Origin of the sequence: Mesorhizobium sp. M0898 (assembly GCF_040319695.1) — a bacterium.
In the GTDB taxonomy this organism is placed as follows: Bacteria; Pseudomonadota; Alphaproteobacteria; order Rhizobiales; family Rhizobiaceae; genus Mesorhizobium.
The window spans coordinates 419,850-445,978 of sequence record NZ_JAMYOE010000001.1 but is presented as its reverse complement, the minus strand read 5'-3'; the positions used below and the strand labels follow the sequence as shown (position 1 = coordinate 445,978).

At 62.8% G+C, this 26,129-nt stretch carries 22 protein-coding genes; 11 read left to right on the top strand and 11 right to left on the bottom strand.

Going from position 1 to position 26,129, the window contains the following annotated elements:
• The first annotated feature begins 101 nt into the window (after positions 1-101).
• From NKH90_RS02195 to NKH90_RS02185, 3 genes are all read left to right on the top strand, one after another.
• Positions 102-1,559 carry an NAD-dependent succinate-semialdehyde dehydrogenase gene (locus tag NKH90_RS02195; protein WP_352539695.1) on the top strand — a complete coding sequence of 486 codons (1,458 nt, stop codon included), beginning with the start codon at positions 102-104 and terminating at the stop codon, positions 1,557-1,559.
• A gap of 80 nt (positions 1,560-1,639) precedes the next feature.
• Positions 1,640-2,665 carry an aldose epimerase family protein gene (locus tag NKH90_RS02190; RefSeq protein ID WP_352816948.1) on the top strand — a complete coding sequence of 342 codons (1,026 nt, stop codon included), beginning with the start codon at positions 1,640-1,642 and terminating at the stop codon, positions 2,663-2,665.
• 341 nt (positions 2,666-3,006) lie between these two features.
• Positions 3,007-4,764, top strand: a complete 1,758-nt coding sequence (locus NKH90_RS02185; RefSeq protein ID WP_352816946.1) for an adenylate/guanylate cyclase domain-containing protein — start codon at positions 3,007-3,009, stop codon at positions 4,762-4,764.
• Between the two features lie 354 nt (positions 4,765-5,118).
• On the opposite strand, the gene NKH90_RS02180 is transcribed toward NKH90_RS02185, so the two are convergent.
• The 5 genes from NKH90_RS02180 to NKH90_RS02160 form a co-directional block, all read right to left on the bottom strand.
• On the bottom strand, positions 5,119-6,039 hold the full coding sequence (locus NKH90_RS02180) for a phosphorylase family protein (protein WP_352500914.1): 921 nt from the start codon (positions 6,037-6,039) through the stop codon (positions 5,119-5,121).
• A 14-nt stretch (positions 6,040-6,053) separates the two neighbouring features.
• Positions 6,054-6,845: an ABC transporter permease gene (locus NKH90_RS02175; protein WP_352804038.1), complete on the bottom strand. Its 792-nt coding sequence runs from the start codon at positions 6,843-6,845 to the stop codon at positions 6,054-6,056.
• On the bottom strand, positions 6,838-7,725 hold the full coding sequence (locus NKH90_RS02170) for an ABC transporter permease (RefSeq protein ID WP_352816942.1): 888 nt from the start codon (positions 7,723-7,725) through the stop codon (positions 6,838-6,840). The genes NKH90_RS02175 and NKH90_RS02170 overlap by 8 nt, the downstream gene beginning before the upstream one ends.
• Positions 7,722-8,759 carry an ABC transporter ATP-binding protein gene (locus NKH90_RS02165; protein ID WP_352816939.1) on the bottom strand — a complete coding sequence of 346 codons (1,038 nt, stop codon included), beginning with the start codon at positions 8,757-8,759 and terminating at the stop codon, positions 7,722-7,724. Before NKH90_RS02165 ends, NKH90_RS02170 begins: the two co-directional genes overlap by 4 nt.
• A gap of 126 nt (positions 8,760-8,885) precedes the next feature.
• Positions 8,886-9,926, bottom strand: a complete 1,041-nt coding sequence (locus tag NKH90_RS02160; protein WP_352470335.1) for an ABC transporter substrate-binding protein — start codon at positions 9,924-9,926, stop codon at positions 8,886-8,888.
• 146 nt (positions 9,927-10,072) lie between these two features.
• Here NKH90_RS02160 and NKH90_RS02155 point away from each other — a divergent pair, with 146 nt between their 5' ends.
• Positions 10,073-11,122 (top strand): LacI family DNA-binding transcriptional regulator, encoded by a 1,050-nt coding sequence (locus tag NKH90_RS02155; protein WP_352816936.1) that lies wholly within the window; start codon positions 10,073-10,075, stop codon positions 11,120-11,122.
• Positions 11,123-11,134: 12 nt separating this feature from the next.
• Here NKH90_RS02155 and NKH90_RS02150 read toward each other — a convergent pair whose 3' ends face one another.
• Complete coding sequence (locus NKH90_RS02150) at positions 11,135-11,719, bottom strand: TetR/AcrR family transcriptional regulator (protein ID WP_352451959.1); 585 nt, start codon at positions 11,717-11,719, stop codon at positions 11,135-11,137.
• A 107-nt stretch (positions 11,720-11,826) separates the two neighbouring features.
• Here NKH90_RS02150 and NKH90_RS02145 point away from each other — a divergent pair, with 107 nt between their 5' ends.
• The 3 genes from NKH90_RS02145 to NKH90_RS02135 all read left to right on the top strand — a co-directional run bounded on the left by NKH90_RS02145 (position 11,827) and on the right by NKH90_RS02135 (position 14,683).
• Positions 11,827-12,642, top strand: a complete 816-nt coding sequence (locus tag NKH90_RS02145; RefSeq protein WP_352470337.1) for an oxidoreductase — start codon at positions 11,827-11,829, stop codon at positions 12,640-12,642.
• 86 nt (positions 12,643-12,728) lie between these two features.
• Positions 12,729-13,676, top strand: a complete 948-nt coding sequence (locus NKH90_RS02140; protein ID WP_352816932.1) for an alpha/beta fold hydrolase — start codon at positions 12,729-12,731, stop codon at positions 13,674-13,676.
• Positions 13,677-13,681: 5 nt separating this feature from the next.
• Positions 13,682-14,683, top strand: coding sequence for an NADP-dependent oxidoreductase (locus tag NKH90_RS02135; protein WP_352816930.1), 1,002 nt, complete (start codon positions 13,682-13,684; stop codon positions 14,681-14,683).
• Here NKH90_RS02135 and NKH90_RS02130 read toward each other — a convergent pair.
• Entirely contained in the window at positions 14,676-15,605 is a 930-nt protein-coding gene (locus NKH90_RS02130; RefSeq protein ID WP_352816927.1) for a sugar kinase, read from the bottom strand. The two genes, NKH90_RS02135 and NKH90_RS02130, sit on opposite strands and share 8 nt — an antisense overlap.
• Positions 15,606-15,762: 157 nt before the next feature.
• On the opposite strand from NKH90_RS02130, the gene NKH90_RS02125 reads away from it, so the two are divergent.
• Together NKH90_RS02125 and NKH90_RS02120 are read left to right on the top strand one after the other, a co-directional pair.
• On the top strand, positions 15,763-16,209 hold the full coding sequence (locus NKH90_RS02125; RefSeq protein ID WP_352451991.1) for a FixH family protein: 447 nt from the start codon (positions 15,763-15,765) through the stop codon (positions 16,207-16,209).
• A gap of 7 nt (positions 16,210-16,216) precedes the next feature.
• On the top strand, positions 16,217-17,416 hold the full coding sequence (locus NKH90_RS02120; RefSeq protein WP_352816925.1) for a cytochrome-c peroxidase: 1,200 nt from the start codon (positions 16,217-16,219) through the stop codon (positions 17,414-17,416).
• A 24-nt stretch (positions 17,417-17,440) separates the two neighbouring features.
• Here the strand turns inward: NKH90_RS02120 and NKH90_RS02115 are convergent, their stop codons facing one another.
• On the bottom strand, positions 17,441-17,893 hold the full coding sequence (locus NKH90_RS02115) for an Lrp/AsnC family transcriptional regulator (protein ID WP_352816922.1): 453 nt from the start codon (positions 17,891-17,893) through the stop codon (positions 17,441-17,443).
• A 162-nt stretch (positions 17,894-18,055) separates the two neighbouring features.
• Between NKH90_RS02115 and putA the strand changes: the two genes are divergently transcribed.
• Entirely contained in the window at positions 18,056-21,667 is a 3,612-nt protein-coding gene (gene putA / locus NKH90_RS02110) for a bifunctional proline dehydrogenase/L-glutamate gamma-semialdehyde dehydrogenase PutA (protein ID WP_352816920.1), read from the top strand.
• Between the two features lie 68 nt (positions 21,668-21,735).
• Here the strand turns inward: putA and NKH90_RS02105 are convergent, their stop codons facing one another.
• From NKH90_RS02105 to NKH90_RS02095, 3 genes are read right to left on the bottom strand one after another with little or no spacing between them, the layout of a single operon-like run.
• The gene (locus NKH90_RS02105) at positions 21,736-23,025 is read right to left on the bottom strand and encodes an energy transducer TonB family protein (RefSeq protein WP_352816917.1); all 1,290 of its coding nucleotides are present in this window, start codon (positions 23,023-23,025) and stop codon (positions 21,736-21,738) included.
• Between the two features lie 36 nt (positions 23,026-23,061).
• Positions 23,062-23,493, bottom strand: a complete 432-nt coding sequence (locus NKH90_RS02100; RefSeq protein ID WP_352470344.1) for a hypothetical protein — start codon at positions 23,491-23,493, stop codon at positions 23,062-23,064.
• Between the two features lie 5 nt (positions 23,494-23,498).
• Entirely contained in the window at positions 23,499-25,712 is a 2,214-nt protein-coding gene (locus NKH90_RS02095; protein WP_502896452.1) for a TonB-dependent hemoglobin/transferrin/lactoferrin family receptor, read from the bottom strand.
• Positions 25,713-25,913: 201 nt separating this feature from the next.
• Between NKH90_RS02095 and hemP the strand changes: the two genes are divergently transcribed.
• Positions 25,914-26,120 carry a hemin uptake protein HemP gene (gene hemP / locus NKH90_RS02090; protein ID WP_352451949.1) on the top strand — a complete coding sequence of 69 codons (207 nt, stop codon included), beginning with the start codon at positions 25,914-25,916 and terminating at the stop codon, positions 26,118-26,120.
• Positions 26,121-26,129 lie beyond the last annotated feature (9 nt).

The window sequence follows — 26,129 nt, the reverse complement described above, 5'->3', positions numbered from 1 at the left end:
GCTTGCCCTGGGCTAAGAGCAGTGGCTCTAGCGATGCTATCGCGCACGTCCATTCACGAAATCAGCGACCGGCCCGCCAGGTGCCGAACGGAGGCGAGATCATGCTTCAGAAGACCAGCCATTTCATGCGGCAGGCCAATCTCATCAATGGCGAATGGGTGCAGGCCGATTCAGGCCAGACGGTCGACGTCAACAATCCTGCCACCGGCCTCAAGATAGGCACGGTGCCGAAGTCGGGCAAGGCCGAGACCCGCCGCGCCATCGAAGCCGCCGATGCGGCCTTCCAGACATGGCGCAAGACCACCGCGCTCGAACGCTCGAAGCTGTTGCGCAAGCTGCACGACGCGATGATGGATAATCAGGACGTGTTGGCCGAACTGCTGACCATCGAACAGGGCAAGTCGCTGTTCGAATCGAAGGGCGAGATCGGCTCGGCCGCGTCCTACATATTGTGGTTCGCCGAAGAAGGCCGCCGCACCTATGGCGACGTCGTGCCGTCGCCCTGGGCGGACCGCCGTATCCTGGTGACCAAGGAACCGGTCGGCGTCATCGCCGCCATCACACCGTGGAATTTCCCATCCTCGATGCTGGCCCGCAAGCTTGGCCCGGCGCTTGCCGCCGGCTGTACCGCCGTGGTCAAGCCGGCGTCGCAGACGCCTTATTCCGGCCTTGCCTGGGGCGCGCTTGCCGAGGAAGTCGGCTTCCCTAAAGGCGTAATCAATATCCTGACCGGCGCCGCCGGTGAGATCGGCGACGAGATCTGCGCCAACCCGCTGGTCAAGAAGATCACCTTCACCGGCTCGACGGAGGTCGGCAAGATCCTGATCCAGAAGTCGTCGGTGACGGTCAAGAAAGTGTCGATGGAGCTCGGCGGCAACGCGCCGTTCATCGTCTTCGATGACGCCGATCTCGAGCGGGCCGTCGCCGGCGCCATCACCGCCAAGTACCGCAATTCCGGCCAGACCTGCGTCTGCACCAACCGCTTCCTGGTGCAGGCCGGCATCTACGACCGGTTTGTCGAAAAGCTGGCTGCTGCGAGCAACGGGCTGAAGGTCGGTTCCGGCCTCGAGGAAGGCGTCCAGCAGGGACCGCTGATCGACGAAAAGGCGGTGGAGAAGGTCGAGGAGCTGATTGCCGACGCTACCGCCAAGGGCGGCAAGGTCGTCGCCGGCGGCAAGCGCCACGCGCTCGGCGGCTCGTTCTTCCAGCCGACGGTGATCGCCAATGCGACGCCGAAGATGCGCTTCATGAAGGAAGAAATCTTCGGCCCGGTGGCGCCGGTATTCAAGTTCGAAACCGAGGAAGAGGCCGTGGCACTCGCCAACGACACCGAGTTCGGGCTGGCCTGCTACTTCTACACCGGCGATCTCGGCCGCGCCTTCCGGGTCATGGAAGGGCTGAAATACGGCATGGTCGGCGTCAATGAAGGGCTCATCACCACCCCTGAAGCGCCGTTCGGCGGCGTCAAGGAATCGGGCCTCGGCAAGGAAGGCGGCCATCAGGGCATCGAGGATTATCTCGACACCAAATATGTCTGCATCGGCGGACTTGGTCTCTAGAAGCCTGATGCGGTAATACCGAAAACGATCCTGGGCCGCTTCGAAAGGCCAGGCTGGCATCGATCAATGAACTTGCGAGCATGGCAATGAAGGACGGCGAGGTTTTCGGCACGACGCAGGCGGGCGAGGCCGTCCGCCGCTTCACCATCCGTGGAGGCGGCCTCACCGCCAACATCATCGGGCTGGGTGCGATCATCCAGGATCTGCGTCTGGCCGGGCACGACGCGCCGCTGGTGCTCGGCTATGATCGTTTCGAGCACTATGAGACGGACACCGCCTTCTTCGGCACCGTCGTCGGGCGCTATGCCAACCGTATCCGCGACGGCCGCTTCACGCTTGCCGGCAAACGCTATCAGACCGAGCGCAATTTCCTCGAAAAGCACACGCTGCATGGCGGTTCGCAAGGTTTTTCGCGCCGGGCCTGGGCGGTTTCGCTGCATGGCAGGGATTTTGTCACGCTGACCCTGCACGACCCCGACGGCACGATGGGCTTTCCCGGCGCGCTCGACGTGACCTGCACCTACCGGCTCAAGATCCCCGGCACGCTCAGCGTCGAACTGACCGCCACCTGCGAGGAGCCGACGCTCTGCAACCTCACCCAGCATTCCTATTTCAACCTGGATGACGGCGGCGCCGGCGACATTCTCGATCACCGGCTGATGCTGAATGCCGGCGCCTATCTGCCGGTCGACGCGGATCTCATTCCGACAGGCACGGTAAAGCCGGTCGACGGCACGCCTTTCGACTTTCGCCAGGCGCGGCCGCTGCGCATGGAGACCGAGGGCGAACAGCTCCCCTATGACCAGAATTTCTGCCTCGCCTCAACGCGCGGGCCGCTGAAGCAGGCGTCGTGGGCGCAAGGCGCGAATTCCGGCGTCGAGATGGAGCTCTGGACGACCGAGCCGGGCGTCCAGCTCTATACCGGCCAGTATCTGGCGCCGTCCTCGCCTGGACTGGGCGGACGCCATTACAAGGCGTTTTCGGGCTTTTGCCTGGAGCCGCAAATCTGGCCGGATGCGCCGAACCGGCCGTATTTCCCGCAAGCCACGCTGTGGCCCGGGCAGATCTACCATCACGTGACCGAATACCGGTTCAGGCTGCCTTAGGGCGGGACCCCCCGGAAACCGGCATGGTTTTGCTGCGCTGACCTCCGGTTCGGAAAGGGTCATGCAAAATTCAAAGTGTTATAGCGTCCTTTGCGCGTCCAATGACGCGCGGCGCACTGGAGTCAAAACGCAATCACTCTGAACGACCGACTTCGAACTCTCTTGGACCTTTGACGCCGAGAGCCCTGACGACGCAAGTTGACCCTTATCCGACATTCGGGCTCTCATGCAGCAAAGTACACAGACTTGAAAAGCTGTCTTTCAGGGGCGGCGGCAATGGCATCAACCTGCGACCTGCTGTAAGCTTGGAAAGCGGGTAACAATCCGCGAAGGATTGGGGGATGGAACGTCATCTCGCAGCCGTCCTGATTGCCGATGTCGTCGGCTATGGCCGCTTGAGCCAGATCGACGACGAGGGTACGCGTGCGCTTTTCCGAACCGACCTGAACGAAGTATTCAAGCCAAGGATCGCTGCGCACCATGGTCGACTGGTGAAAACCATGGGAGATGGGATGTTGGTCGAGTTCCACAGTGTGGTCGACGCCCTACGCTGCGCGGTCGAAATCCAGCAACAGAAGGCGGAGGTGAACGTTTTCACGCAGCCAGAACGGCGGCTTGATTTCCGCATCGGCATCAATCTGGGCGATGTTATCGTTGAGGGTGACGACATCCACGGTGACGCGGTGAACATCGCCGATCGGCTGCAAGGGCTGGCGGAACCTGGAGGAATCGCGATTTCCGCCACCGCCTGCGACCATGTGAGGGGAAAGGTGCCGATCGGCTTTGCCTCACTCGGCGTGCAGAAAATGAAAAGTATCGCCGAACCGGTTCGCGTGTACCGCGTCTTGATCGACCCTGCTACTGCGGGCAAGATCGTCGGTGCCAAACCACGCCTTTCTTCCGGCGACGACAGTAAGCCGCCGGTAATTGCGGTTTTGCCGTTCGAAAACCTGAGCGCCGACGACGGCTGGACGCGGCTGGCAGACGGCCTGTCGGCCGACATGATCGGCGACCTAGCGCGCTATCCCGACCTTGCGGTCATTTCGCGCCAGACCATGCAGTCCTATCGGGGACGGGCGAGCGACACACGCTCGGTCGGACGGGAACTGAACGCCGATTACCTGCTGGAAGGCACCCTCCAGGCGATCGGACAGCGTGTCCGCGTCGCGGTGCAGCTGGTCGACACCCGGACCGGAGCCAACCTTTGGTCGGCGCGGTTCGACGAGTCGACCGATGATTTTTTTCTCATGCAGGACAGCATCACACAGAACGTTTTCAACGCCCTGGCAGGCACTTTCGGCAAGCTCGCCAATCTCGGGCGTGAGGTGGCTCGGCGGAAGCCTCCCTCGAGCCTGGGTGCTTACGACTGCTATCTACTCGGGGTGGAACTGCACGACAGATTCACGACCGATGCGAGGGCAGAAGCCATACGCATGCTGTCCCGCGCCGTGGAACTCGACCCCGGCTTCGCGCGGGCCTGGATGACGTTGGGATTGGCACATGCGGTCGATGCCTTCAATGCCTTCACGCCAGATTCAGCCGCTTCGGTCGAGCGCTGGCGAGAATGCGTGGAAAAGGCTCTGGCGCTCGACCCTACCGATCCGATGACGCGCCTTTACATGGGCGCTCTCCGCGCCATTGACGGCGATATCAGCGGGGCCGCAGAGGAATACGACCGGGCGCTGGCCCTGGCACCCAATGACGCCGATGTGCTGTCGATGCTCGCCTCAAGCCGAGCTCTCGTGTGTGGAAATCCGGAAGAAGGCTGTGCTCTCGCCGAACGGGCGTTTCGCCTCAATCCGCAGGCTCCGAGTTGGTACTACGCGCAGCTCGCCCGGGCGCGGTTCGTCGCCGGTCGCTATGCCGACAGTCTGTCGTCGCTGTGCCAAAGTCCGCCGGATATTCCCGTCACTCTGATGTTCCGTGCCCTGTGCCACGCGCTGCTCGAAGAGTCGGCGCAGGCGCAGTCGATCGCCAGGCGGATTGCCGTCGAGTTTCCAAGGTTCACCGTCGAGAACTTCATCCGAACCTATCCCGTCACCAATCCTCTGGCCCTCGCTGCGATTAAGGAAGGGGCTCGTCGCGCAGGCATAGCGTAGAGCCGAAAACGGTGCCTAGCTGAGGAGGGGGACGCGCTTCCTGGATATGCCACTTGGTAAGCCGGGCCTCGCTTCCGGCACAGGCTGAAGGTCTGCTTCGTAGCGTTAACTGGGCGCTGGCGTGACCCCTGCTAAGCTTCCGCTCATGGCGCTCTGTGCTGATTCCCGCCGACTAATTCAAACGGCAAGTTCCGCCCATCTGGGCCATTGGCGGCAGCCAGTCTGATTGAGTTTTGACCCTAATCCTCAAACGCCGCCCTCAACGTTTCGAACGTCGCAAACACGCCCAATGCAGCGCCCTCGGGATTGTTGGTCGGTGGCAGAGCTTCAGCTATCCGGCGCACCAAGGTCGTCTCAGAACCGGCTGGAGCGTTCTTTCGGCTGAGGCGACTTCAAGCCGTGACAGGAGCATTCCGGATCAGCGGGAAGTCGCGCGGCGGTCTCCAGCGCGACCCGCGAGGCTGTCATGGAGAGACTGGGCAGCACGTCCTCCTGCAGCAATTTCTGGCGATTGCGATCCATGTAGTCGTTGAAGCCCGCCGTCACGAACGCGCAAGGCACGAAACACGCGCCGATCTCGCGCGACAAGGTCGCCTCAGGGGCGATGGAATGGTTGAGTACATCCGCCCCCATGCCCCGATACGCCAAGGCTTCGGCAGGCGTTGTCAGCCGCGGCCCATAACAATGGGCAGCCACCAACTGCTGTTCGATGCCATAAACGCGGCATTCGGCTGGCCAATGACGGCGGGCCGTTTCGACCAGAACCGCCGCACATCTTGGACACACGATTTGCTTGCCCGAACAGTCAAAGCTCTGGCGGTCAGGAAGCAGTGAAAACGGGGTCTGCGTCAGTTCGATGATATCGGCAGTCACCACCATGTCGCCCGGCTGGATCGCCTTGTTGACGGCGCCTACGGTCGAGCAGGCGAGAACTTGCCGTACACCCGCCCGCATCAATACCCAGAACGCGCGGCGATGGCAGGAATGGTCGATACGGTCGCGGGGATTGCCGTGCGAATACATGCACAGCGCGCGTTTTGCTCTCCCTTCGGCTGTGATCGACGCATCGAACTCGAGCAGCTTCCAGTTGTCGGTGCGACCGAAAGGTGTTTCAAAACTCATGTCGCGCCGCAAGGTGCGCACACCATCGAATTCGATATCTTCCGGGAAGGCAAGCCCCCAGTTTGCCGATCCGGTGATGATGGCCAACCCTACCTGAGGGATGTCCGTCGAATGATCCGTCAGATCGTCGGCCGCGTGGTGATTGGTGGGCATGTTTCCAGTCTCGGTCAGGATTTTTGGCGAAGGGTCACAATCAGGACCACGGCCACGACGATGACGGTCCACAATGTCGAGATCGCCGCAATGGTCGGATCGATCTGATCGCGCAGCGACAGGAACATAAGCTTCGGCATCGTGCTGTTGCGACCGCTTGCGATGAAGATCGAAATCACAGACTCGTCGAGCGAAGTCAGGAACGCCATCAATGTCGCTGACAGCAAGCTGATCCGAAGTTGCGGAACGATTATTCCGCCAATGGCCCTGGCCCAGTTTGCACCGAGGCTGCGCGCCGCCTGAACCTGGTTCCAGTCAAAGCGAGCGAGAGCGGGTAGCAACACGATGCAGGCGACCGGAACGGCCAGCACCACATGTCCGACCAGCACACCGAATAGCGTTCCGATCAGATGTTGTGCGGCCAACACGAAGAAGAGACCGATCGCAAGCAGGATTCCTGGGGTGATCGAGGGGGTCAGCAGGACGCTCTGGATGGCCGCAGCGGTCTTTCCGCCCAGCCGATTCATTGAAATGCAGGCGAGCAGCGCAAATGGCACCGCGATCAACGCCGTTAATGTGCCAAGGATCAAACTCGTTCTGAGCGCGGCCATCCACGTTGCCGAGCCGAAGAAGTTCTCGTACCAGCGCAACGAGTAGGCGTGCGGCGGAAACTCGAGGAGATTCGACGCCGAAAAGGAAAGCGGCACCACCACGAGCGTCGGCAGCATCAGAAATGCCATGACAAGAGCGGCAAAGCTCCAGAGCAAGATGCGGGCGAGCCTGTTTTGCGGATAGGCTTCAAGCATGGGAGGCTTCCACGGTGTTCTGGGCCACCAGGCGGCGTGCCGCCAGCAACATCACACCGATCAGCGCCATAAGAACGAGGAGCAGAATGCCCAGGACGCTCGCCGACCCCCAGTCCTGAAAGGTCGATAGTGTACGCTCGATCCGGGTAGAGAGAGGATTTACCTTGCCGCCGCCAAGCACCGCCGGCGTGATGAAAAAACCTATGGCGTAGATGAGGACGATAATCGAACCCGAGAAGATGCCGCCCGCCGAAAGCGGCATAATGACTGTGCGGACGACCTGCCTGAGAGTGGCCCCCATGCTCGCTGCCGCGCGAATGAGATTTGGGTCGATATCGCGCATCGCAGCATAAACAGGCAGCAGAAAGAGCGGCAGCATGTAGTGAACCATGCCAATGAGCGTTCCCGTGAAGTTGTAGACCAGCGGCAATGGCTCCGCCGTCAGGCCTGAACCGGTCAAAGCCGCGTTGATCAGGCCGTCGCGCCGCAAGAGAACGAGCCAACCATAGGTACGCACCAGAATGGAGGTCCACAGCGGCAGCATGACGAACGCCATGAGCACGTTGGCCAGCCTTGGTCTGACGCTGGCCAGAGCCAGCGCCAGAGGGGTGCCGAGAACAATGCAGGCCGCCAGCGTACCCAAGGACAGTTCGAGGGTCGTGACGAGGGCCGACCATGTCAGTCCGCTCGAAAGGACCTTCTCGTAGTTGCCGACGGTGTACTCGCCCCCGGTGGTCAGGAAGGACTGCCGGATGATCCAAAGGATGGGCAGTATCGCCGCCAACCCAACGATGAACAGCGCCGGGAGCGAAAGTGAAAGAAAAAACCGCCGCTCGCGCCGCGCATCCGCCGCGAGCGCCGGGTCCCGGACGACGGTCACGCCATCGCTCCCGGTATCGCGTGAACCTTCGCTGCTGGTGCATATGCGGTCATCCGCTGACCGGCGGCAAGCTCGGCGCAGCCGCCGGCCAGCGCTGCCGGAATGCAGACAAGAACCTCTTGCCCGCCGTCAAGCGCCAGCGTCAAAAGCCAGTTCTCGCCGCGGAACGCTTTGGCGCGCAGTATTCCTTCGAGAGCCACTCCGTCTCCGCCGACGAGCTTCGCATCGAGATGGAAGCTTTCGGCGCGGATCATCAGAGTTTCGCGTGATGCTTCGGCGCCGTCGATTCTGCGCGCTGAGCCTGGGGCAACAATGTTAGCCTCGCCCATGAACTCAGCGACGAAGCGGGTCGATGGACGATCATAAATCCGCTGCGGCGTATCTATCTGCTGGATGCGGCCAGAGTTCATCACCGCAATCCGGTCAGACATAATCAGCGCTTCGCGCTGGTCGTGCGTCACATAGATCGTGGTGATCCGTAGATGATCATGCAGACGCCGGATCTCATACTGCATGGTCTCGCGCAGATTCTTGTCGAGCGCCGACAGCGGCTCGTCCATCAACATCACGCGCGGTTCGAAGACGATAGCCCGCGCCAACGCCACCCGTTGACGTTGGCCGCCGGATAGTGCGGCAACATTGCGCTCCGCCAGGCCATCCAGCTTCACCCGGGCCAAGGTATCGAGCGCCCGCTGACGTGCCTCCGCTCTCGGTACCTTGCGCAGCACCAGCGGATACGCGACGTTCGCCAGGACATTCATGTGGGGAAACAAGGCGTAATTCTGGAATACTATGCCGATGTCTCGTTTGTTGGGCGGCAGGCGGGTGATGTCTCGATCGCCCAAGAAAAGTTTACCGGAATCCGGCCGGACAAAACCAGCCAGAGCCATGAGTAACGTGGTCTTGCCCGATCCCGATGGCCCTAGCAGCGTGAGGAATTCGCCAGCCTGAATGTCGAGCGAAACATCATCCAGTGCGACGTAGGACCCATAAGCCTTGTGCACGCTTTCGACGGTGATCGCGAGCGACTTCATCATGTGCTCCAGCCTTAAAGCGCGTCGCGTTCGACTGGCTTCACGCGACGCGCTTTAGGTTTCTTGTTTTCATGCATGTCGTTGTCGCGCTGCACATTTTTGCGCGACATGCGTCAGAGCTGAGAGTCAGCGAGCCATCATTTCATCGAAGGCTCTTTGGGCAGCCTCGCCATTCTTGACCCACCATTCTGAATTGGAAAACACCGAAGTGCCAGCATTTTCAGGCGCGGTCGCAAGGGTCTTCAGACGGTCCTCGGGAATAAGGCCACCCTCATATGCCGCAGGATTGACTGGGCCGTAGGCAATGAAATCGGTCAGCTTGGCAACCCGCGCGGGCTGCGTCATCGCTGCGATGAGCTTCATCGCGGCTTCCTTGTTCGGCGCTCCCTTCGGCACCCCAAGACAGTCCGTGCCGATGACCGAACCCTTGAACGTGTAGTCAGCCGCGCCGCCATCTGCTTTCACGGTTTGGGCGCGTCCGTTCCAGGTAATGACCAAATCCGCCTCACCGTCTTTCAGCAACTGCGCGGACTGGGCGCCCGAGGTCCACCACACGGCGACATCTGGTTTGATCGCTTCAAGCCGCTTGATGGCGCGCTCTAGCCCTTCCGGGGTGCTGAGCACGGAATAGACGTCCGCCGGTGCCACGCCATCGGAGAGCAGCGCGATCTCGATCGAGTCTTGCGCATTGGCGCGCAACGCGCGACGGCCAGAAAATTTGGCAACATCCCAGAATTCCGCCCACGTCTTCGGCGGGTTCTCGCCATAGGTCTTGGTGTTCCACGACATGACGGTGCCATAGGAGTCAAACGGATAGCAGTAGTCGGACTTTGCACCCTCCGGCACGGATTTCGGATCGATGATCTTGTAGTCGAGTGGCTCCAGCAGCGATTGTGCGGCCGCCTGGGCACCTTCCGGTGAGCCCAGGTGAATGACGTCGGTCGTGACCGCACCCGAGGTGACCTGCATCTTCAAGGCGGCCAGGCCGTCGCTTAGGGTCTCCTCGCGGACGTCATAGCCAAGCTCTTTTGCAGCAGGGGCCCACATGGCCTCCTTCATGGCGTTGCCATAGTCGCCACCCGCGGTCGTGATTGTGACCGTCTGCGCATGCACGGGCAGGGCAGCCGAGATTGCGAATGCTGTTAAGGAAATGCGTAGCCAGGACATAGGTTCTCCTCCCCAACTTTATCAAACATCGCTCAAAAGAGCCATTATTTTGTAATCGTAACGTTACGATTGCATCTCAATGCACTGGAGTCAAGCTGCTTCCTACGGGAGTTTCGATTGACCGGGATGTCGAATTCGGTAACGTTATGGCGGTCAGCAAATCAGCCGGCGCTTTCGCAAATGAAGTCGGGCGAACAATGGCCAATCTAAAGCAGATCGCCGCGGAACTTTCCCTCTCGGTGACCACGGTTTCCCGCGCTCTGAAAGATGGACCGGAAGTGCAGCCCTCGACCATAGCCCGCGTCAAGGAGGCGGCTAAGCGGGTCGGCTATTTACCAAATCATCATGGTCGCGCGCTCAAAACCGGTCGAACGCAGACGCTGACGGCAGTACTCCCGATGGAAACACGAGACCATCTGTCCGATCTGTTGAAGCTTCCTTTAATCGAAGGCATGACGCTGGCGGCGCGGCAAGCCGGTTATAGTCTGTCCATCTATTCCACCACTCCCGACGACGATCCCGTTGAGAGTGTGCAGCGGCAGCTTCAGGCGCACAGCGCAGACGGCCTGGTCATCACGCGCCTGGTGTCGGCTGATCCGCGCGTCAAGCTGCTTCTGGATAAACGCATGCCGTTCGTCGCGTTTGGAAGAACCGACCTGGATATCGCGTATCCTTATGTCGATGTCGACAATGAACAGATTGCCTACGAGGCGACCCGGCGGCTCATGGATAAGGGTTGTCGACGCATTGCGCTGCAACTTCTCGTTCCGGAGGACCAGGCGAGTGCCACGCGTCTTTCCGGGTATGGAAGGGCAATGGCCGAGGCTGGTATTCCGATCGACCAGTCGTTGATCGGTCATGGCATGTTCACCATGGAATCGAGCGCAGGCTGGTTCGATCGCTTGCTGGCGTCATCAGATCCGCCAACGGGCTTGGCGTGCGCCAACGAACTGGGCCTTCTGGGAGCGTTGCACGCTCTCGGCAAGCGGGGTCTCACACCAGGCCGCGACGTTCACATTGTCACCCGTGACAGCACGCGGCTGGCACGCTTCCTGCCGGCAAAGATCGGAGTTCATTCCGTGGATATGGCGGGTGTTGGACGCAAACTTATCGAAGTCCTGGAGAGCCGGATCATCAATCCGCTTGGGCCGGTGGAGACAGTCTTGGTGCAAGGCAGATTCGAGCCGGCCGAATAGTCCGGGCTGCCCTCAGGAGGCCACCTCGTCTTGAACCGGCCGGATCAGCGCCTTTGCGGCAGCTGCTCCCGCCGCCAGGATACGATCCGATAATTCCGTTCCTTCCACGGCGCGCGCGAGTTGAAGCGCGCCGATGAGCGTTGCAAACATGCCCAACGCAGCGCCCTCGGGATCGTTCGTCTGCGGCAGAGCTTCAGCTATCTGGCGCACCAGGGATTGAGCGCGCTCGGCATAGAGGGCTCGCGTTTCAGGCGGCTGCCGCGCGATTTCCGGCAACAACGCGGCCGAAGCGCAACCCTTTCCAGGATTGTCCCGGTGCTCGGCCGATAGATACGTCTCTATGGCCATTTCCGGACCGCCGGCGGCCAATGCTTCCTGCACTTCATGCGACTGCGCGTCCAAGGCCGCCGCCACGCTTTCACGGACGAGCTCCGCCTTCGACTGGAAGTGCGGATAGAAGGCGCCGTTCGTCAGCCCGGCGTCGCTCATGATGGTTGCCAGCCCGGACGCCGCGATGCCGTCAGATCGAAAACGTTCGGCGGCGACCTCCATGATCCGGCTGCGTGACGCGTCTTTTCGGCCCTTTTCATAGCGCATGGTCTTTCTTTCCTGTCCTGCTATTGCATTATGCTCATAATCTGATATTACGATCATAAGTCAATTCGTGGAAATAAGCTAGACCTCTCGAACCTGGAACATCAAAAATGAACGGGAATTCTGAAAAGACCGCAATCGTGACCGGAGCCTCCTCGGGCATCGGCCGCGCCAGCGCCGAGGCCTTGGCGCGGGCGGGTTTCACTGTCTTCGGGACAAGTCGCCGCAAGACCAGTAACGGTCCGGGCGGAGTGACCATGCTGGCATGCGACGTGACCGATGATGCGGCCGTCAATGCGCTCGTTGCCAACGTGCTCGCGCAGACCGGCCGGATCGACCTCCTGGTCAACAATGCCGGTGTCGGTCTGCTAGGCGGCGCCGAGGAATCCTCGGTCGCCCAGGTACAAGCCCTGTTCGACGTCAATCTGTTCGGCGTCATGCGAATGACCAATGCGGTGTTGCCGTCGATGCGGCGGCGCGGCGAAGGGCGCATCATCAATATCGGCTCCATTCTGGGACTGGTACCCGCGCCATACTCAGCTCATTACTCGGCGGTCAAGCACGCGCTCGAAGGCTATTCGGAATCGCTCGACCACGAGGTGCGCGCCTTCAACGTCCGCGTTTCCGTCATCGAGCCGGCATTCGTCCGCACCGTCTTCGACCAGAACGGCATCGAGCCGGATTCGCTGTTGAAGGAATACGATCGGGCTCGAGCCGGGCTCAAGGCGCTGCTGGGCGATGTGATGCCCAAGGCCGATCGGCCGGAAGTGGTGGCGGATGTGGTTGTCAAGGCAGCGACCGATGCCCGCCCGCGACGGCGCTATACCGCTGGCAACGCAGCGCGCCAGGTCAGCCTGCTGCGCCGCTTTGCCCCCGCGGGGATTTTCGACAAGAGCCTGCGCAAGCAGTTCCGACTGCCGGTCTGAACAACGGCGAGCCAGAGGATTTCACGCACATGCGACTAGCAACCACAACACATTTGGCCAGGCCCTACGAAACGGAGACGCCAAGCATGACACATAGATCCAATCGGTCGCCGCGTTCACCGGCATTGTTCCAGGACGCGCCAACGCTCTCGATCGATGTCGGGGGCATAGCTTTTGCGTACAGGGAACTCGGGCCCAGGACGGGCGTGCCAGTGATCCTGCTCAACCATCTGGCTGCTCAGCTGGACAATTTTGATCCGCGCATCGTCGATGGCCTCGCTGCGACCCGGCGGGTAATTGCCTTCGACAATCGCGGAGTCGGTGCTTCGGGTGGCAAAACTCCGTCGACCATTTCCGGCATGGCGCGGGATGCGGTCGCCTTTGTCCGGGCGCTGGGGTTCGAAGAAGTCGATCTCTTCGGCTTTTCACTCGGCGGCTTCGTGGCGCAAGAGATTGTGCTGACCGAGCCCAAGCTTGTGCGCAAACTCATCCTGGCTGGCACGGGGCCGGCCGGTGGGCAAGGCATCGACAAGGTGACGCCGCTGACGATCGTGGACATGATCAAGGGCGCGCTGACTTTTCGGGATCCGAAGTACTATCTCTTCTTCACAAGAACGCCGAATGGGCGCCGCGCCGCAAACGCATTTCTGCAACGGCTGAAAGAGCGCCGGAATAACCGGGACAAGGCGATATCGCTGAGCGCGTTCGGCGCGCAACTCAAGGCGATCAAGGCCTACGGACTCCAGGCGCCACAAGACCTGAGCACCATCCGCATTCCCACTTTGGTTGCGAATGGCGACCAGGACAGGATGGTGCCGAGCAGCAATACCTACGATCTCGCCGGGCGTATCCCGGGGGCGCATCTGGTCATCTATCCGGATGCCGGGCATGGCGGGGTATTTCAGAACCACGCCGCTTTTGTCCCGAAGGCGCTGTCCTTCCTCGAGGCTGAGGCCTTGCCGCAGGGCGGCCATGCAGCTGAAAACGTTCGGCTTGTTTCGTCCCGAACAGCAACAGACATTCTTGGAAAGTAACTGCCATGAAGGCATTCGTTGTCGATAAGTATAATAAAAAGGGCGCCCTGCGGCTGGCCGAAATGCCGGAGCCGGAGCTCCAGGACAGCGATGTCTTGGTCGAGGTCCATGCCGCAGGGGTGAACCTGCTCGATTCCAAGGTCAAAACCGGAGAATTCAAGCTCATCCTGCCCTACCGCCGGCCCTTCATCCTGGGCCACGACGTGGCTGGGAAGGTTATCCGCGTAGGATCGCAAGTCAGCAAGTTCAAGGCCGGCGACGAGGTCTATGCGCGGCCGCGCGACGGCCGGAATGGGACATTCGCCGAATTCATTGCCGTGAATGAGGCCGACGTAGCCTTGAAGCCCGAGAATCTCAGTATGGAAGAGGCGGCGTCGATTCCCCTGGTCGGTCTCACCGCCTGGCAGACGCTCATCGAACGGGCAAACCTGAAGAAGGGACAGAAGGTCTTCATTCAGGCTGGCTCCGGCGGCGTCGGGACATTTGCTATTCAGTTGGCCAAGCACCTCGGCGCGACCGTTGCGACAACCGCGAGCGCGGCAAGTGCCGATCTGGTCAAAAGTCTCGGCGCCGATGTCGTCGTCGACTACAGGAAAGACGACTTCGAGAAAGTTCTGTCGGGCTACGATGTCGTCTTGAACAGCCAGGACGCCAAGACACTGGAAAAATCCCTGAGGGTGCTGAAACCGGGTGGCAAGCTCATCTCCATCTCCGGTCCACCGGATGCCGAATTTGCCAGGGAAAAGGGACTGAACTTGATGCTGAGGCTGGTGCTGCGCTTCCTGAGTCGCGGAATTCGGGCCAAAGCCAAGCGCCGCGGCGTGCAGTTTTCGTTCCTGTTCATGTGGGCGCAGGGCGATCAGCTGAGCAAAATCACCGCTCTCATCGAAGCCGGCGCGATCCGCCCGGTTGTGGATCGGGTCTTTCCATTCGAAGCGACCAATGACGCCCTGGCCTATGTCGAAACAGGACGCGCCAAGGGCAAGGTCGTCATCAAGGTCAGATAGCGGGTGCCTCGAACGCACCCTTGAGCGTCTCGAACGGCGCCAGGGCGCCGCGCACCTGCACGACGGCGGCGGCGACGCGATGAGCGCGCAGCACGGCTTCTGCCGGGGCATGGCCGGCAAGGCGGGCGGCGAGGTAGGCGCCGTTGAAGGAGTCGCCGGCGCCGGTGGTGTCGACCGGGGTGGCGACGTGCACCGCCGGAACCGATTGCAAGGTTCCGTTTTGCGCGATCAGCGCCGGTTCCTCACCGTTCTTGACGACGACTTCGCCGGCCAGCTTTCGCAGCCGTTCGGCTGTTTTCTGCGGTGTCGTATCACCAAACAGCATCTGCTCGTCGGGAAAGGTCGGGAGCGCGATGTCGGCGACGGCGAGCGCCTCGAGGATCGCGGCCTGCGCTTCCTCGCTTTGGCGCCACAGCCTCGGCCGGTAATTGGGGTCGAAGGCAATCAGCGAGCCGGCCGCGCGCGCCTTGGCCACGGCCGTCAGCAGTACCTTGCGTGGAGCCTCGTCGAGGATTGCCAAAGTTATACCGGAAAAATAGACAAGCGCTTGGTTTTCAAGGCTTTTCTGCAATGCGGCTGGGTCCGAAGCCAACTGCCTTGCGGCCGCATCGGCCCGCCAATAGGTGAAAGAACGTTCGGCGCCGGTCAGCGTGATCGCATAGAGGCCGGGGCGGGCGCCCGCTATCACCGGGCTGGCGCCGATGCCGATGCCGTTCTCGGCCAGGAACTTGATCTGGTCGCGTGAGAACGGGTCGTCGCCGAAGGCCGACACATAGGTCGCCGGCCGCTCGCCGCTCAAAGCATGCAGCGCCCACAAAGTGTTGAACGTGTCGCCGGCAAAGCCCATGCGCCAGTTCGGCCCGGCCTGGCCCGAAAGCTCGAGCATGCACTCGCCGATCGAGGCGATGCCGATTCCTGCCATGAAGCACTCCTCCATCCTGCAATTGCGGTGCTGTAGCTTTTTGCTGCCGGCAGCGCCATGCTTGGCGACGGCGGATTCTTGCACTGGGCGCGATTTCCCACAGGGGCGTGGGACGCGATCTGCCCAGCGAAACGTTATCCGCAGAACAGGAATGGGTTTGGCATCGTTATGGCGTTATCTTCTTGGAGGCCTCGGCTTGGCTGCCTTGCTCGCCGGCGTGCTGGCAATCGTCTATCTGACGGCGCCGCATGCACCGCAACCAAGCTCGGACGTCGGCCGTTCCAAGACGACGGCGAACAAGCTGTTCGCGGCGACTTTCGAGCCCGAGAAAGGCGTCATCCGGCAGGGCGAACTGGAATCCTGGCTGCTGACGCTGAAAACCGTCGAGGGTGCGCCGGTGGAAGGTGCTGCGATAACGATTTCCGGCGGCATGCCGCAGCACAAGCACGGTCTGCCGACCAGCCCGCAGGCGACCGATTACCTCGGCGCGGGGCGCTATCGCATCGACGGCGTCAAATTCACGATGAGCGGGTGGTGGCAATTGCATTTTGCCATTTCCGCTGCGGCCGGTTCGGACACTGTCGTCTTCAATGTGGTGCTGTGAGCCACTGATGAGCCGGTTTCCCAGTCTTCTCGCGTTGGTGGTGGTGGCCCTGCTTGCCGGCTGCGGCAGACCGGAGTTTTCCGATGCCGAAAAGCAGACCATCGCCTCGCTGGCACTATCCAAGCTGCCGCCGCTGAAGCCCGACACCACCAATCGCTTCGCCGATGTGCCGGCCGCCGCGGCACTCGGCTCGACGCTGTTCTTCGACACCGGGATGAGCGGCGACGGCACGGTATCGTGCTCGACCTGCCACAAGATCGACCGCCAATTCCAGGACGACTTGCCGCAAGCGGTCGCCGTCGGCCGCACCAACCGTCGTACCATGCCGTTGGCCGGCGTCGCGCATGATCCCTGGTTCTTCTGGGACGGGCGGCGCGACAGCCTGTGGGCGCAAGCGCTGACACCGCTCGAAAATCCGCTGGAGCAGGCCGGCAACCGCGCCGCCTTCGCGCATTACATCAAGGCCCGCTTCGGCGAGCGCTACGAGCGCATCTTCGGGCCGCTGCCGGACCTTTCGGGCGTGCCGGCCAATGCCGGCCCGCTCGGCACCGATGCCGAGAAGGCGGCCTGGAACGCCATGCCCGCCAGTCAAGCCGAGGAGGTCAACCGCGTCTTTGCCAACATCGGCAAGGCGATCGCCGCCTTCGAGCGCTCGATCGCGCCGCCGCAGACACGCTTCGACCGCTTCGCCATCGACCTGGCTGCGGGCGCCGAGCCGAAAGGCGACGCCGCCTTTTCGCCGGAGGAAATCCTCGGCCTGAAGCTGTTCATCGGCAAGGCCAATTGCGTGACCTGCCACAACGGCCCGCGTTTTACCGACGGCAGCTTCCACAACACCGGCGTGCCGCCGGTCGCGGGCCTGCCGCCGGATCGCGGCCGCGTCGACGCGGTGGCGCAGGTCGAGGCCGATCCGTTCAACTGTTTCGGCGCCTTTCGCGACGGCGATGCCAGCGCCTGCCGCGAGTTGCGCTTCATGGTCAAGACCGGGCCGGAACTCGTCCGCGCCTACAAGACGCCGTCGCTGCGGGGTGCCGCCACCCGGCCGCCCTACATGCACGCCGGGCAGTTTTCCTCCCTCGACGAGGTGGTGGCGCATTATTCGAAGGCACCGGCAAGCGTCGAGGGCACATCCGAGATCCACCCGCTGCAGCTTTCGGACCGCGAACGCGCGGCGCTGGTGGCGTTTTTGAAGACACTGGCGGAGTGAGGGCGGGACAACAACAGCGCTCTCCTACCGATCCTTCACCGTCTCCATCGCGACAAACGTCGAGGTCTGGGCAACGTGCGGCAGGGCGGAGATACGCTCGCCGAGTACGCGGCGGTAGGCGGCGATGTCGGTGGTGCGGACCTTCAGCAGATAGTCGAAGTTCGATGCCATCATGTGGCACTGCTCGATCTCCGGCACCGCCTGCACGGCGCGGTTGAAGGCGTCGAGCGCGGCCGAGCGGGTGTCGGACAGTTTCACCTGGACGAAGGCGACATGGCCTTCGCCCATGCGCTCACGGTCGATGATCGCCTGGTAGCCCCTGATGAAGCCGTCCTTCTCCAGCCGTTTGACTCGTGCCTGCACCGGCGTCTTCGACAGGCCGACTTTCGCCGCCAGTTCCGACATGGAAAGCCGGCCATTGCTGCCCAGAGCCGACAGGATGTTCCTGTCGATGCGGTCCAATTGGTCTTCCGTCACTGAATTCCTGGTCGAATTGGAGGTGATCAGTCCTAATGATAGATCGATCGATCTGTTCTGTCGACTTCTTTGGACCGACTGCAATCCCTACATATGTTAGCTTGCGCCGTTCGGTCCGGTGACCGCCGGCCCGCTCCCTTATGCTCGCTCTACAGGACCGCCATGCCAGCGCTCGATACCATCCGCCAGCAGATCCGTGCCAATTATTTGCCCGACGAAGACCAGGCGGTGAAGCGGCTGGCCGAGGCGGCCGGGCTGTCCGCGCAAGACCGCAAGGCGATTTCGGCGCGTGCCGCCGATCTGGTGCGGGCGGTGCGCGGCTCGTCCGATCCGCGGCTGATGGAGGTGTTCCTGTCCGCCTATGGCCTGTCGACCAAGGAGGGCGTGGCGCTGATGTGCCTGGCCGAGGCGCTGCTGCGGGTGCCAGACACCGAGACGATGGACGACCTTATCGCCGACAAGATCGCGCCGCACGACTGGTCGGCGCATGCGGGCGGCTCGAGCTCGATCTTCATCAATGCGTCGACCTGGGCGCTGATGCTGACCGGCCGCGTGCTCGACGAGGGCGAGGGCGGCATCGAAGGCACGCTGCGCGCCATGGTGCGCCGGCTTGGCGAGCCGGTCATCCGCAAGGCCGTCGCCGCCGCCATGCGCGAAATGGGCGAGCAGTTCGTGCTCGGCCGCACCATTGCCGAGGCGGTCAGGCGCGGCCGACCGATGACGCAGAAGGGCTATCTCTATTCTTTCGACATGCTGGGCGAGGCGGCCCGCACCGAGGCCGACGCGCTGCGCTACCTCAAGGCATATGCCGATTCCATCTCTTCGCTCGATGCCGGCGCCAACGGCCCCGACATCCGCCAGAACCACGGCATCTCGGTAAAACTGTCTGCGCTGCATCCGCGTTATGAAGTGACGCAGAAGGAAAAGATGCTGCCCGTCATGGCCGAGCGGCTGTTGTCGCTGGCGCTGGCGGCGCGCCATTCGCGCATGGGCCTCAACATCGACGCCGAGGAAGCCGACCGCCTCGATTTGTCGCTCGACGTCATCGAGCGGGTGCTGGCCGAACCGGAGCTTGCCGGCTGGAACGGTTTTGGCGTCGTCGTGCAGGCCTATGGCCCGCGCGCGGCCTTCGTCATCGACTGGCTCTACGAGCTGGCGAGGAAATACGACCGCAGCATCATGGTGCGGCTGGTCAAGGGTGCCTATTGGGACACCGAGATCAAGCGGGCGCAGACGCTCGGGCTCGACGGCTATCCGGTTTTTACCCGCAAGGCCAACACCGACGTCTCCTACCTGGCCTGCGCCAAGAAGCTGTTGGCGATGACCGACCGCATCTACCCGCAATTTGCCACCCACAACGCCCACACCGTCGCCGCGATTCTGTCGATGACGACGGAGCGCGATACGTTCGAGTTCCAGCGGCTGCATGGCATGGGCGAGGCGCTGCATGAGACGGTGCGGCGGGCCGAAGGCACTCGCTGCCGCATCTATGCGCCGGTCGGTGCTCATTCCGACCTGCTCGCCTATCTGGTCCGCCGGCTGCTCGAAAACGGCGCCAATTCCTCCTTTGTCCACCAGCTCACCGACGAGGAAGTCGAGCCCGAGGACATTGCCCGCGACCCGCTCGAAACGGTGGAGAAACAAGGTCCCGCCGCCAATCCAGCGATCGTGCCGCCGTCGGCGATCTTCGGTCCCGGCCGGCGCAACTCCAAGGGTTTCGATATCACCGACACGCTGACGCTGGCTGCGATCGACAAGGCGAGGGCCGAGTTCGCCGGGCCGGAGCGCTGGCACGCCAAGCCGGTCAGCCGCGCTGCCGGCTATGGCAAGCAGCGTCCGGTGGTCAATCCTGCGAAACCTTCGGAAGTGGTCGGCACGGTCAGCGAGGCCGGCGCCAAGCAGGTCGAGACCGCCGTTCGCATCGCCGTCGAGGCACAACCGGCATGGGCAAGACGCCCGGTCGCCGAGCGCGCCGCCATCCTCAACCGCACGGCCGATCTCTACGAGGCGAACGCCGTCGAGTTCTTTGCGCTGGCCGCCCGCGAGGCTGGCAAATCGCTGGCCGACGGCGTTGCCGAGGTGCGCGAGGCGGTCGATTTCCTGCGCTACTATGCGGCTGAGGCCGCCAATGCCGAGGCGGGCACCGAGGCGCGCGGCGCCATCGCCTGCATCTCGCCGTGGAACTTTCCGCTGGCCATCTTCACCGGCCAGATTGCGGCGGCGCTCGTCACCGGCAATTCGGTGATTGCCAAGCCGGCCGAACAGACGCCGCTGATCGCCTTCCGCGCTGTCCAGCTGCTGCGCGAGGCCGGCGTGCCGGAAGACATCATCCAGCTTCTGCCCGGCGACGGCCCCTCGGTCGGCGGCCCGCTGACCGCCGATCCGCGCATTGCCGGCGTCTGCTTCACCGGCTCGACCGAGGTCGCCAAGCTGATCGAAAAGCAGCTCGCCGACACCGCCGCGCCTGACGCCATGCTGATTGCCGAGACCGGCGGCCTCAACGCCATGATCGTCGATTCCACCGCACTTCCCGAACAGGCGGTGCGCGATATCCTGGCCTCCGCCTTCCAGAGCGCCGGCCAGCGCTGCTCGGCATTGCGCATTCTCTACGTGCAGAAGGACGTCGAGAAGAAGATGCTTGAGATGCTGAAAGGCGCGATGGAAGCGCTTAGCCTCGGCGACCCGTGGCGGATATCGACCGATGTCGGCCCGGTCATCGATGACGAGGCGCAAGCGTCGATCCGTGGCTATTGCACCAAAATGGGCCTGCAGGGCCGGCTGATCGCCAAGCTCGAAGCGCCGATGGACGGCCGCTTCGTTGCGCCGCACGTCTTTCGGGTCAAGGGCATCGAGGAGTTGGAGCGCGAGGTGTTCGGGCCGGTGCTGCATGTCGCCACCTTCGATGCCGACGAGATCGATGCGGTGATCGCTGCGATCAACCGCAAAGGCTATGGCCTGACCTTTGGCCTGCACACCCGCATCGAAGGCCGCGCCCAGCATTTCGTCGATGGCATCCATGCCGGCAACATCTACGTCAACCGCAACCAGATCGGCGCCGTCGTCGGCGCGCAGCCGTTCGGCGGCGAGGGGCTTTCCGGCACCGGGCCGAAGGCCGGCGGGCCACATTATCTCCGGCGCTTCCGCAAGGGGCCGGAAGCCGGCACCCATCTTGCCGAAGGCCGCAAGGTGACGGCGACCGAGCTCGCCGACAATCTGCCGGACCCGGCCTTTGGCGGCTGGTCGACGCGGCCGGATCGCGTCGCCATCCTGAGGAAACATCTGCGCGGCAAGGGTGCCGCGGCTATCGGCACTGCCGCCGGCATCGATTTCGGCCAGGTCGACCTGCCCGGGCCGACCGGCGAGGCCAACACGCTGTCGCTGTCGCCGCGCGGCCGTGTGCTCTGCCTCGGTCCCGACGCGGGTACGCTGCTTGCCCAGACGATCCAGGCGCTGGCCGCCGGCAATGCCGTGCTCGCCGTCGCCCCCGGCGCGCCGGCGGCGCTATCAGCGCTGACCGGCAAGGGCCTGCCGCTGGCGGCGATCGACGGCCGGCCGGACCCGGTCGAAGCGCGCTCGCTGCGGGTCGATGTCGTGGCCTTTTCCGGTACGCCCGAGGCCGCGCGCATCGTGCGCAAGGTCATCGCCGAGCGCGCCGGCCCGATCGTGCCGCTGGTCAGCGAAGTCTATTATCCGGCCGCCTATGCCCACGAGCGCGCCGTCTGCGTCGACACCACGGCGGCGGGCGGCAATGCCAGCCTGCTGGCCGCTGCGTAGGTTTCGCCAGGGTTCGCTCATCGCTGGCAGGGGCGGCGCCGACTTTGGTGCCCGCATGAGGACGATCGTTACCTGATACCGAGCGGCACTTCGAACTGCCAAGCCGAGCGACCGGCTCCTTCCGGAATGGGAGGAAACGGAGAAGCCCGGCGGACTGCGTCGAGTGCGGCTTTGTCCAGCGCGGCAACACCCGAACTGCCCGTCAGCCTGGCCGACCGGACGCTGCCGTTCGAGCCGACGGTAAAGGCAACGGTTGCTGTGCCGGTGGCGCGCGTGCGTGTCGAATTGAAGGCCCGCACCAGTTTTGACCTGATCTTGCCGGGATAGTTCGTGACGGCTGCATTGCCGATGCCTGATTTGCCGCCTCTGCTGGCGGTCAGGATCTTGCCGTCCTTCCTGCCGTCGGCCATGCCGCGCGCGACATCCGTTTCGTCACGGCCGCCGGAGCCGGCTTTTTTCTTCTTGGTGTCGGCTTTGGCCGCAGCCTTGCCCGCCTTCTTGCGCAGGGGCGGCTTTTCGGTTTCAGTCGGTTCGGCTTTTTTGACCGGCTTGTTCTTTGCGGTTGCCTTCTTCGGCTGCTTGGGCTCCGGCCTGTCCGGCTTCGGTTCGTCCGCCGCGCCGACTGTCTCGGTCGTCTGAACCGTTTCGGCCGGCGCCGGGTCGGCTGGTGCCGGCGCACTCGTCTCGGCAGGTTCGGCCGTTTCGACCGCGCTGACTGGCGGCGGCACGGCATTGTCGTCGGCAGGCACCAGCCTGTCGGTTGCAAGAACGTCGGGCGATGGGTCCTGGCGCGCCGGCTGCGCAGGTGCTGGCTCGGTGCGATCGGCAGGCACAGCGATTTCCGTGGCGGCCTCGTTGACCGGCTCAACCACTTCTTTGTCCGATGTCTCCGCCGCATCGGTGACCGGCTGGGGCGTCTCCTCTGCCGCGGCCGCCTGCGCCTCGACCGTTTCGACCGGCTTGGCGTCCAGCATGGTCACCATCGTCACGTTGGCCACTTCCGGATCGTCTCCGACATCGCCGGCCGCCTGCTGTGGGTCGGCGCCGAGCAGCATTTCGCCTTGCTGGTCGGCACCTTCGATGCTTGGCCGGTCGTCCGGCAGCGTGAGAAAGGCCAGCGCCACGGCTACGTGGAATGCGCAAGAGCAGGCGATCGCCACCGTCCAGTTGCGGCGCCGCCGCGTCTGTCGTGCCTGCCGCAATGGCTCCGCAGGCACCGTCGGCAAGTCGCCGTCGGCATCGGCGATGTAACTGTCTTCCGGCCTGTCGCGCAGCGAAACACGCAGCGCCTCGCGCGGGATGGCGAAGTCCGGATCGTCCGGCTCCGGCGGCAGGAAACCGGCTAGTGGCCACGCCACGGCGTTTCGCGCGAATGCGGGTTCCGGTCCCAAAATTCAGACCCCGAAGGCGATGCCGGTCCTGGTCTGCGTCTTCAGCCCGCGCATGCAGGCATTCGGCTCGGCGCCGGCGCATTCCGTGGCGCTGTTGATCAACACGCGGCTGACCTTGCCGCAATCCGTGCCGGCAAGATCGAAACGCGTCACCTTGGTCTTGCCTGCCGGCAGCTCCTTGAAATCGAGCACGGTCAGCCGGTCGACGACGCCGGCCTCGTTGAACAATGCGATCTCGAATGCCGCCTTGGAAAGGTCGGCGCCGAGATTGTTGGTGACCACGAAGGTCAGGCGGCAGCCCTTGTCGGAAGGCTGCGCGCCGTTGAGCTCGAGGATCAGCGCCGGTGCTTGCTGTTGTGTCCACGCCGGAGCCGCAACAAGCGACATTGCCAGCACCGCGGCGAACAGACGAAGGGATGCTGTGATGCCTGTCATTGTTGTCAGCCTCCAAACCTCATCGTCGCCGCCAGCTTCAGGGTGACGCCTGGCTCGTAGACAACACTGGTGGTCGATGCGTTCAGCGGGTTGGCGTATTTGACGTCGAACAGATTGTCGGCGCGGAAATCGACCTTGAAATTGTCGGTTGCCTGGTAGCTGGCGAAGGCATTGACCAGCGTGTAGTCCTTGGCGACGGCGTTGCCCTGCGGCTTGCCGTTGTATTGCACCTCGCCGCCGACGGTCAGCCTGTCCTCGAGGAAGCGAAAGCCGAGTTGCCCGGTGACCTGGGAGGAAGGGACGGTGACAAGGTCCGCCCGTTCGCCTTCATAGGAAATCGTATGGCCGTCGGTGAACGACGCCGAAAGCCCGGCAAAGCCCCAGGCGGCATCATAGACGCCCTCCATCTCGAAACCGTGGATCTTGGCCTTGGCGAAGTTCTGATACTGGAAGCAGATCGGGATGCCCGGGCCGAACGGGCAGCCGCTGGTCGGGTCGAACGGTGATAGCGTTACGCCATCAATGTAGTCGTCGACGTTGTTGTTGAAATAGGCCGCCTTCAGCCGCAGCGCGTCATCAGCCTCGATGACGCCGTTGGTGCTGTAATTGACGCCAAACTCCACGGTCTTGCCGGTTTCGGGCTTGAGATTGGGATTGGGGAGGAACGGGAAGCTGACGCCGGCTGGATGGTTGCCGCTGATCAGGGTCTCCGACAGCGACGGAGAACGATAGCCTTCAGCGTAGGTGCCGTAGAATTGCAGCCCGGAAAGGCTGGCGCTCTCGAAGGGCGAAATGCCCACTGTGATGCGTGGCGACAGCCGGTCGCCAGAGGTTTCGCCGACATCGCTGTCAAGCTTGTAGCTGTCGTAGCGCAGCCCGGCGATGATCTCGAGCCAGTCCCAGGTGAGCTTGTCCTGAACGTAAGCGCCGGAGACGTTCCTGTTGCCCGAGGGCGTATAGAAGCTGTCGCCGCCCGCCGTGCCGCCTGTCTCGACATCGTCGCCAACCCAGTCGCCGCCATAGGTCAGCTCATGCGCAATGCCGACGGTCTCGAATCTCGACGTGTTCCAAATGTCGATGCCGGAGGTGCCGATGTCGAACGTCGATTTCGAACCCGCCGGCAAAACCACGGGCAGACCGGTGACCGGATCAAACCGGTTTTGCGCGACAAGGGTCGTCAGATCGAGCTTGGTCTTGTTGTAGGATGCGTTGATGTGGAGGTCGAGCCAGCTCTTGTCTTGGTCGGTGATGTTGTAGCGGGCCGTGAAGGTATTCGCCTTCAGGTCGGCGTCGTTCACCGGCGCGCTGCCGCTGGTCTCGGTCCATCCGTCGTTCGAGCCGATCCAGCCCAGCTTCAGCTCGCTGTTTTCGCTGGGGCGGATGGTCGTCTTGAGGAGGCCGCTCAAGACGTCGAAGCCGGTGCCCGCTACAGTGTCGCCGCCGCCATGCTCGTAGTCGTCATAGTCGCGGTAGAGGATATTGCCAAGCACGTCCCAGTTCTCGTTGATCCGATAGGCGCCGGTGGCGCTGGTGGTCCAGCCTTCGCCGTTGGTTTCGTAGCGCCCGGTCGCGGATGCCGCCCAGGTCTCGTCGGGCTTGAGGAAATCCTGCGCATCCTTGGTGTCGAAAAATACGACGCCGCCGATCGCCCCGGAGCCATAGGTGTTGGCGACCGGACCGCGGATCACATCGACGGATTTGATCAATTCGGGATCGATGTAGAAGGTCGATTGCGTGCCATGATCCGAGCGCTGGAAATTCTGGCGGGCGCCGTCGACGATGACGGAGACGCGGCCGAAGTCCTGCAGGCCGCGGATGTTGATGCTGGAACTGACACGCCTTGCGTCGGCCTGGACGGCGACACCCGGCACACCGAACAGCATTTCGTTGGGCGTCGTCGCCATGCGGCGCTCGAGCTGTTCCTCGTCGACATGGCTGGCTGAAGCAAGCGACTCGATCGCCGTCTCGCCGGTACGGCTGAGGATCAGGATCTTGTCGAGCAGTGTGGTACCCGCCGGGGCCGGCTTTACCTTTTCGGGCTGTTGAGACGGGTCAGTCTGCTGCTGGTCGGCTGCCGCTTGGGCGGCCTGCTGGGCGCCGGCCGGTGTGGCGAGCAGCGGGATCGCCGCCGCGCCGGCCAGCAACGCGGCCATTTTGCTTGTCATAGAACAATGTGTCAGGCCGCTGCCCGCCAGCCGTCCCCAATTCGCCAACCCCATGCTGCAACTCCAAGAATCCATGTTCGATGCTGGCTGGCTTGGGGCTCGCTGGCATTTTTCATCGCGTCCGGCGTCTTAAATGTTGACTCATTTACTCCGGTATTGCACTGCTAGATAACATGATCATTCGAGTCAAGAATTGAATCGGCATTTCACGCAGGCCCCGAGCCAGATGCCAGGCACAGGAAAGGGATCGAACCCATGAACACGCACAATCCCAGCGACTTTCGCTATCGCGTCCGCCGTTCCGACGAAAATTCCGTCCGTTTCGACCGGGTCCAATCGGCCGTGAGAACGCTGTCCAGCAACACGCTGTTCCAGGGCGAGCACGAGATCGGCATCGAGCATCATGGTGCGCTGTACCGGCTGAAGATCACCCGGCAGGGCAAGCTCATCCTCAACAAGTAGGTGGCAGAA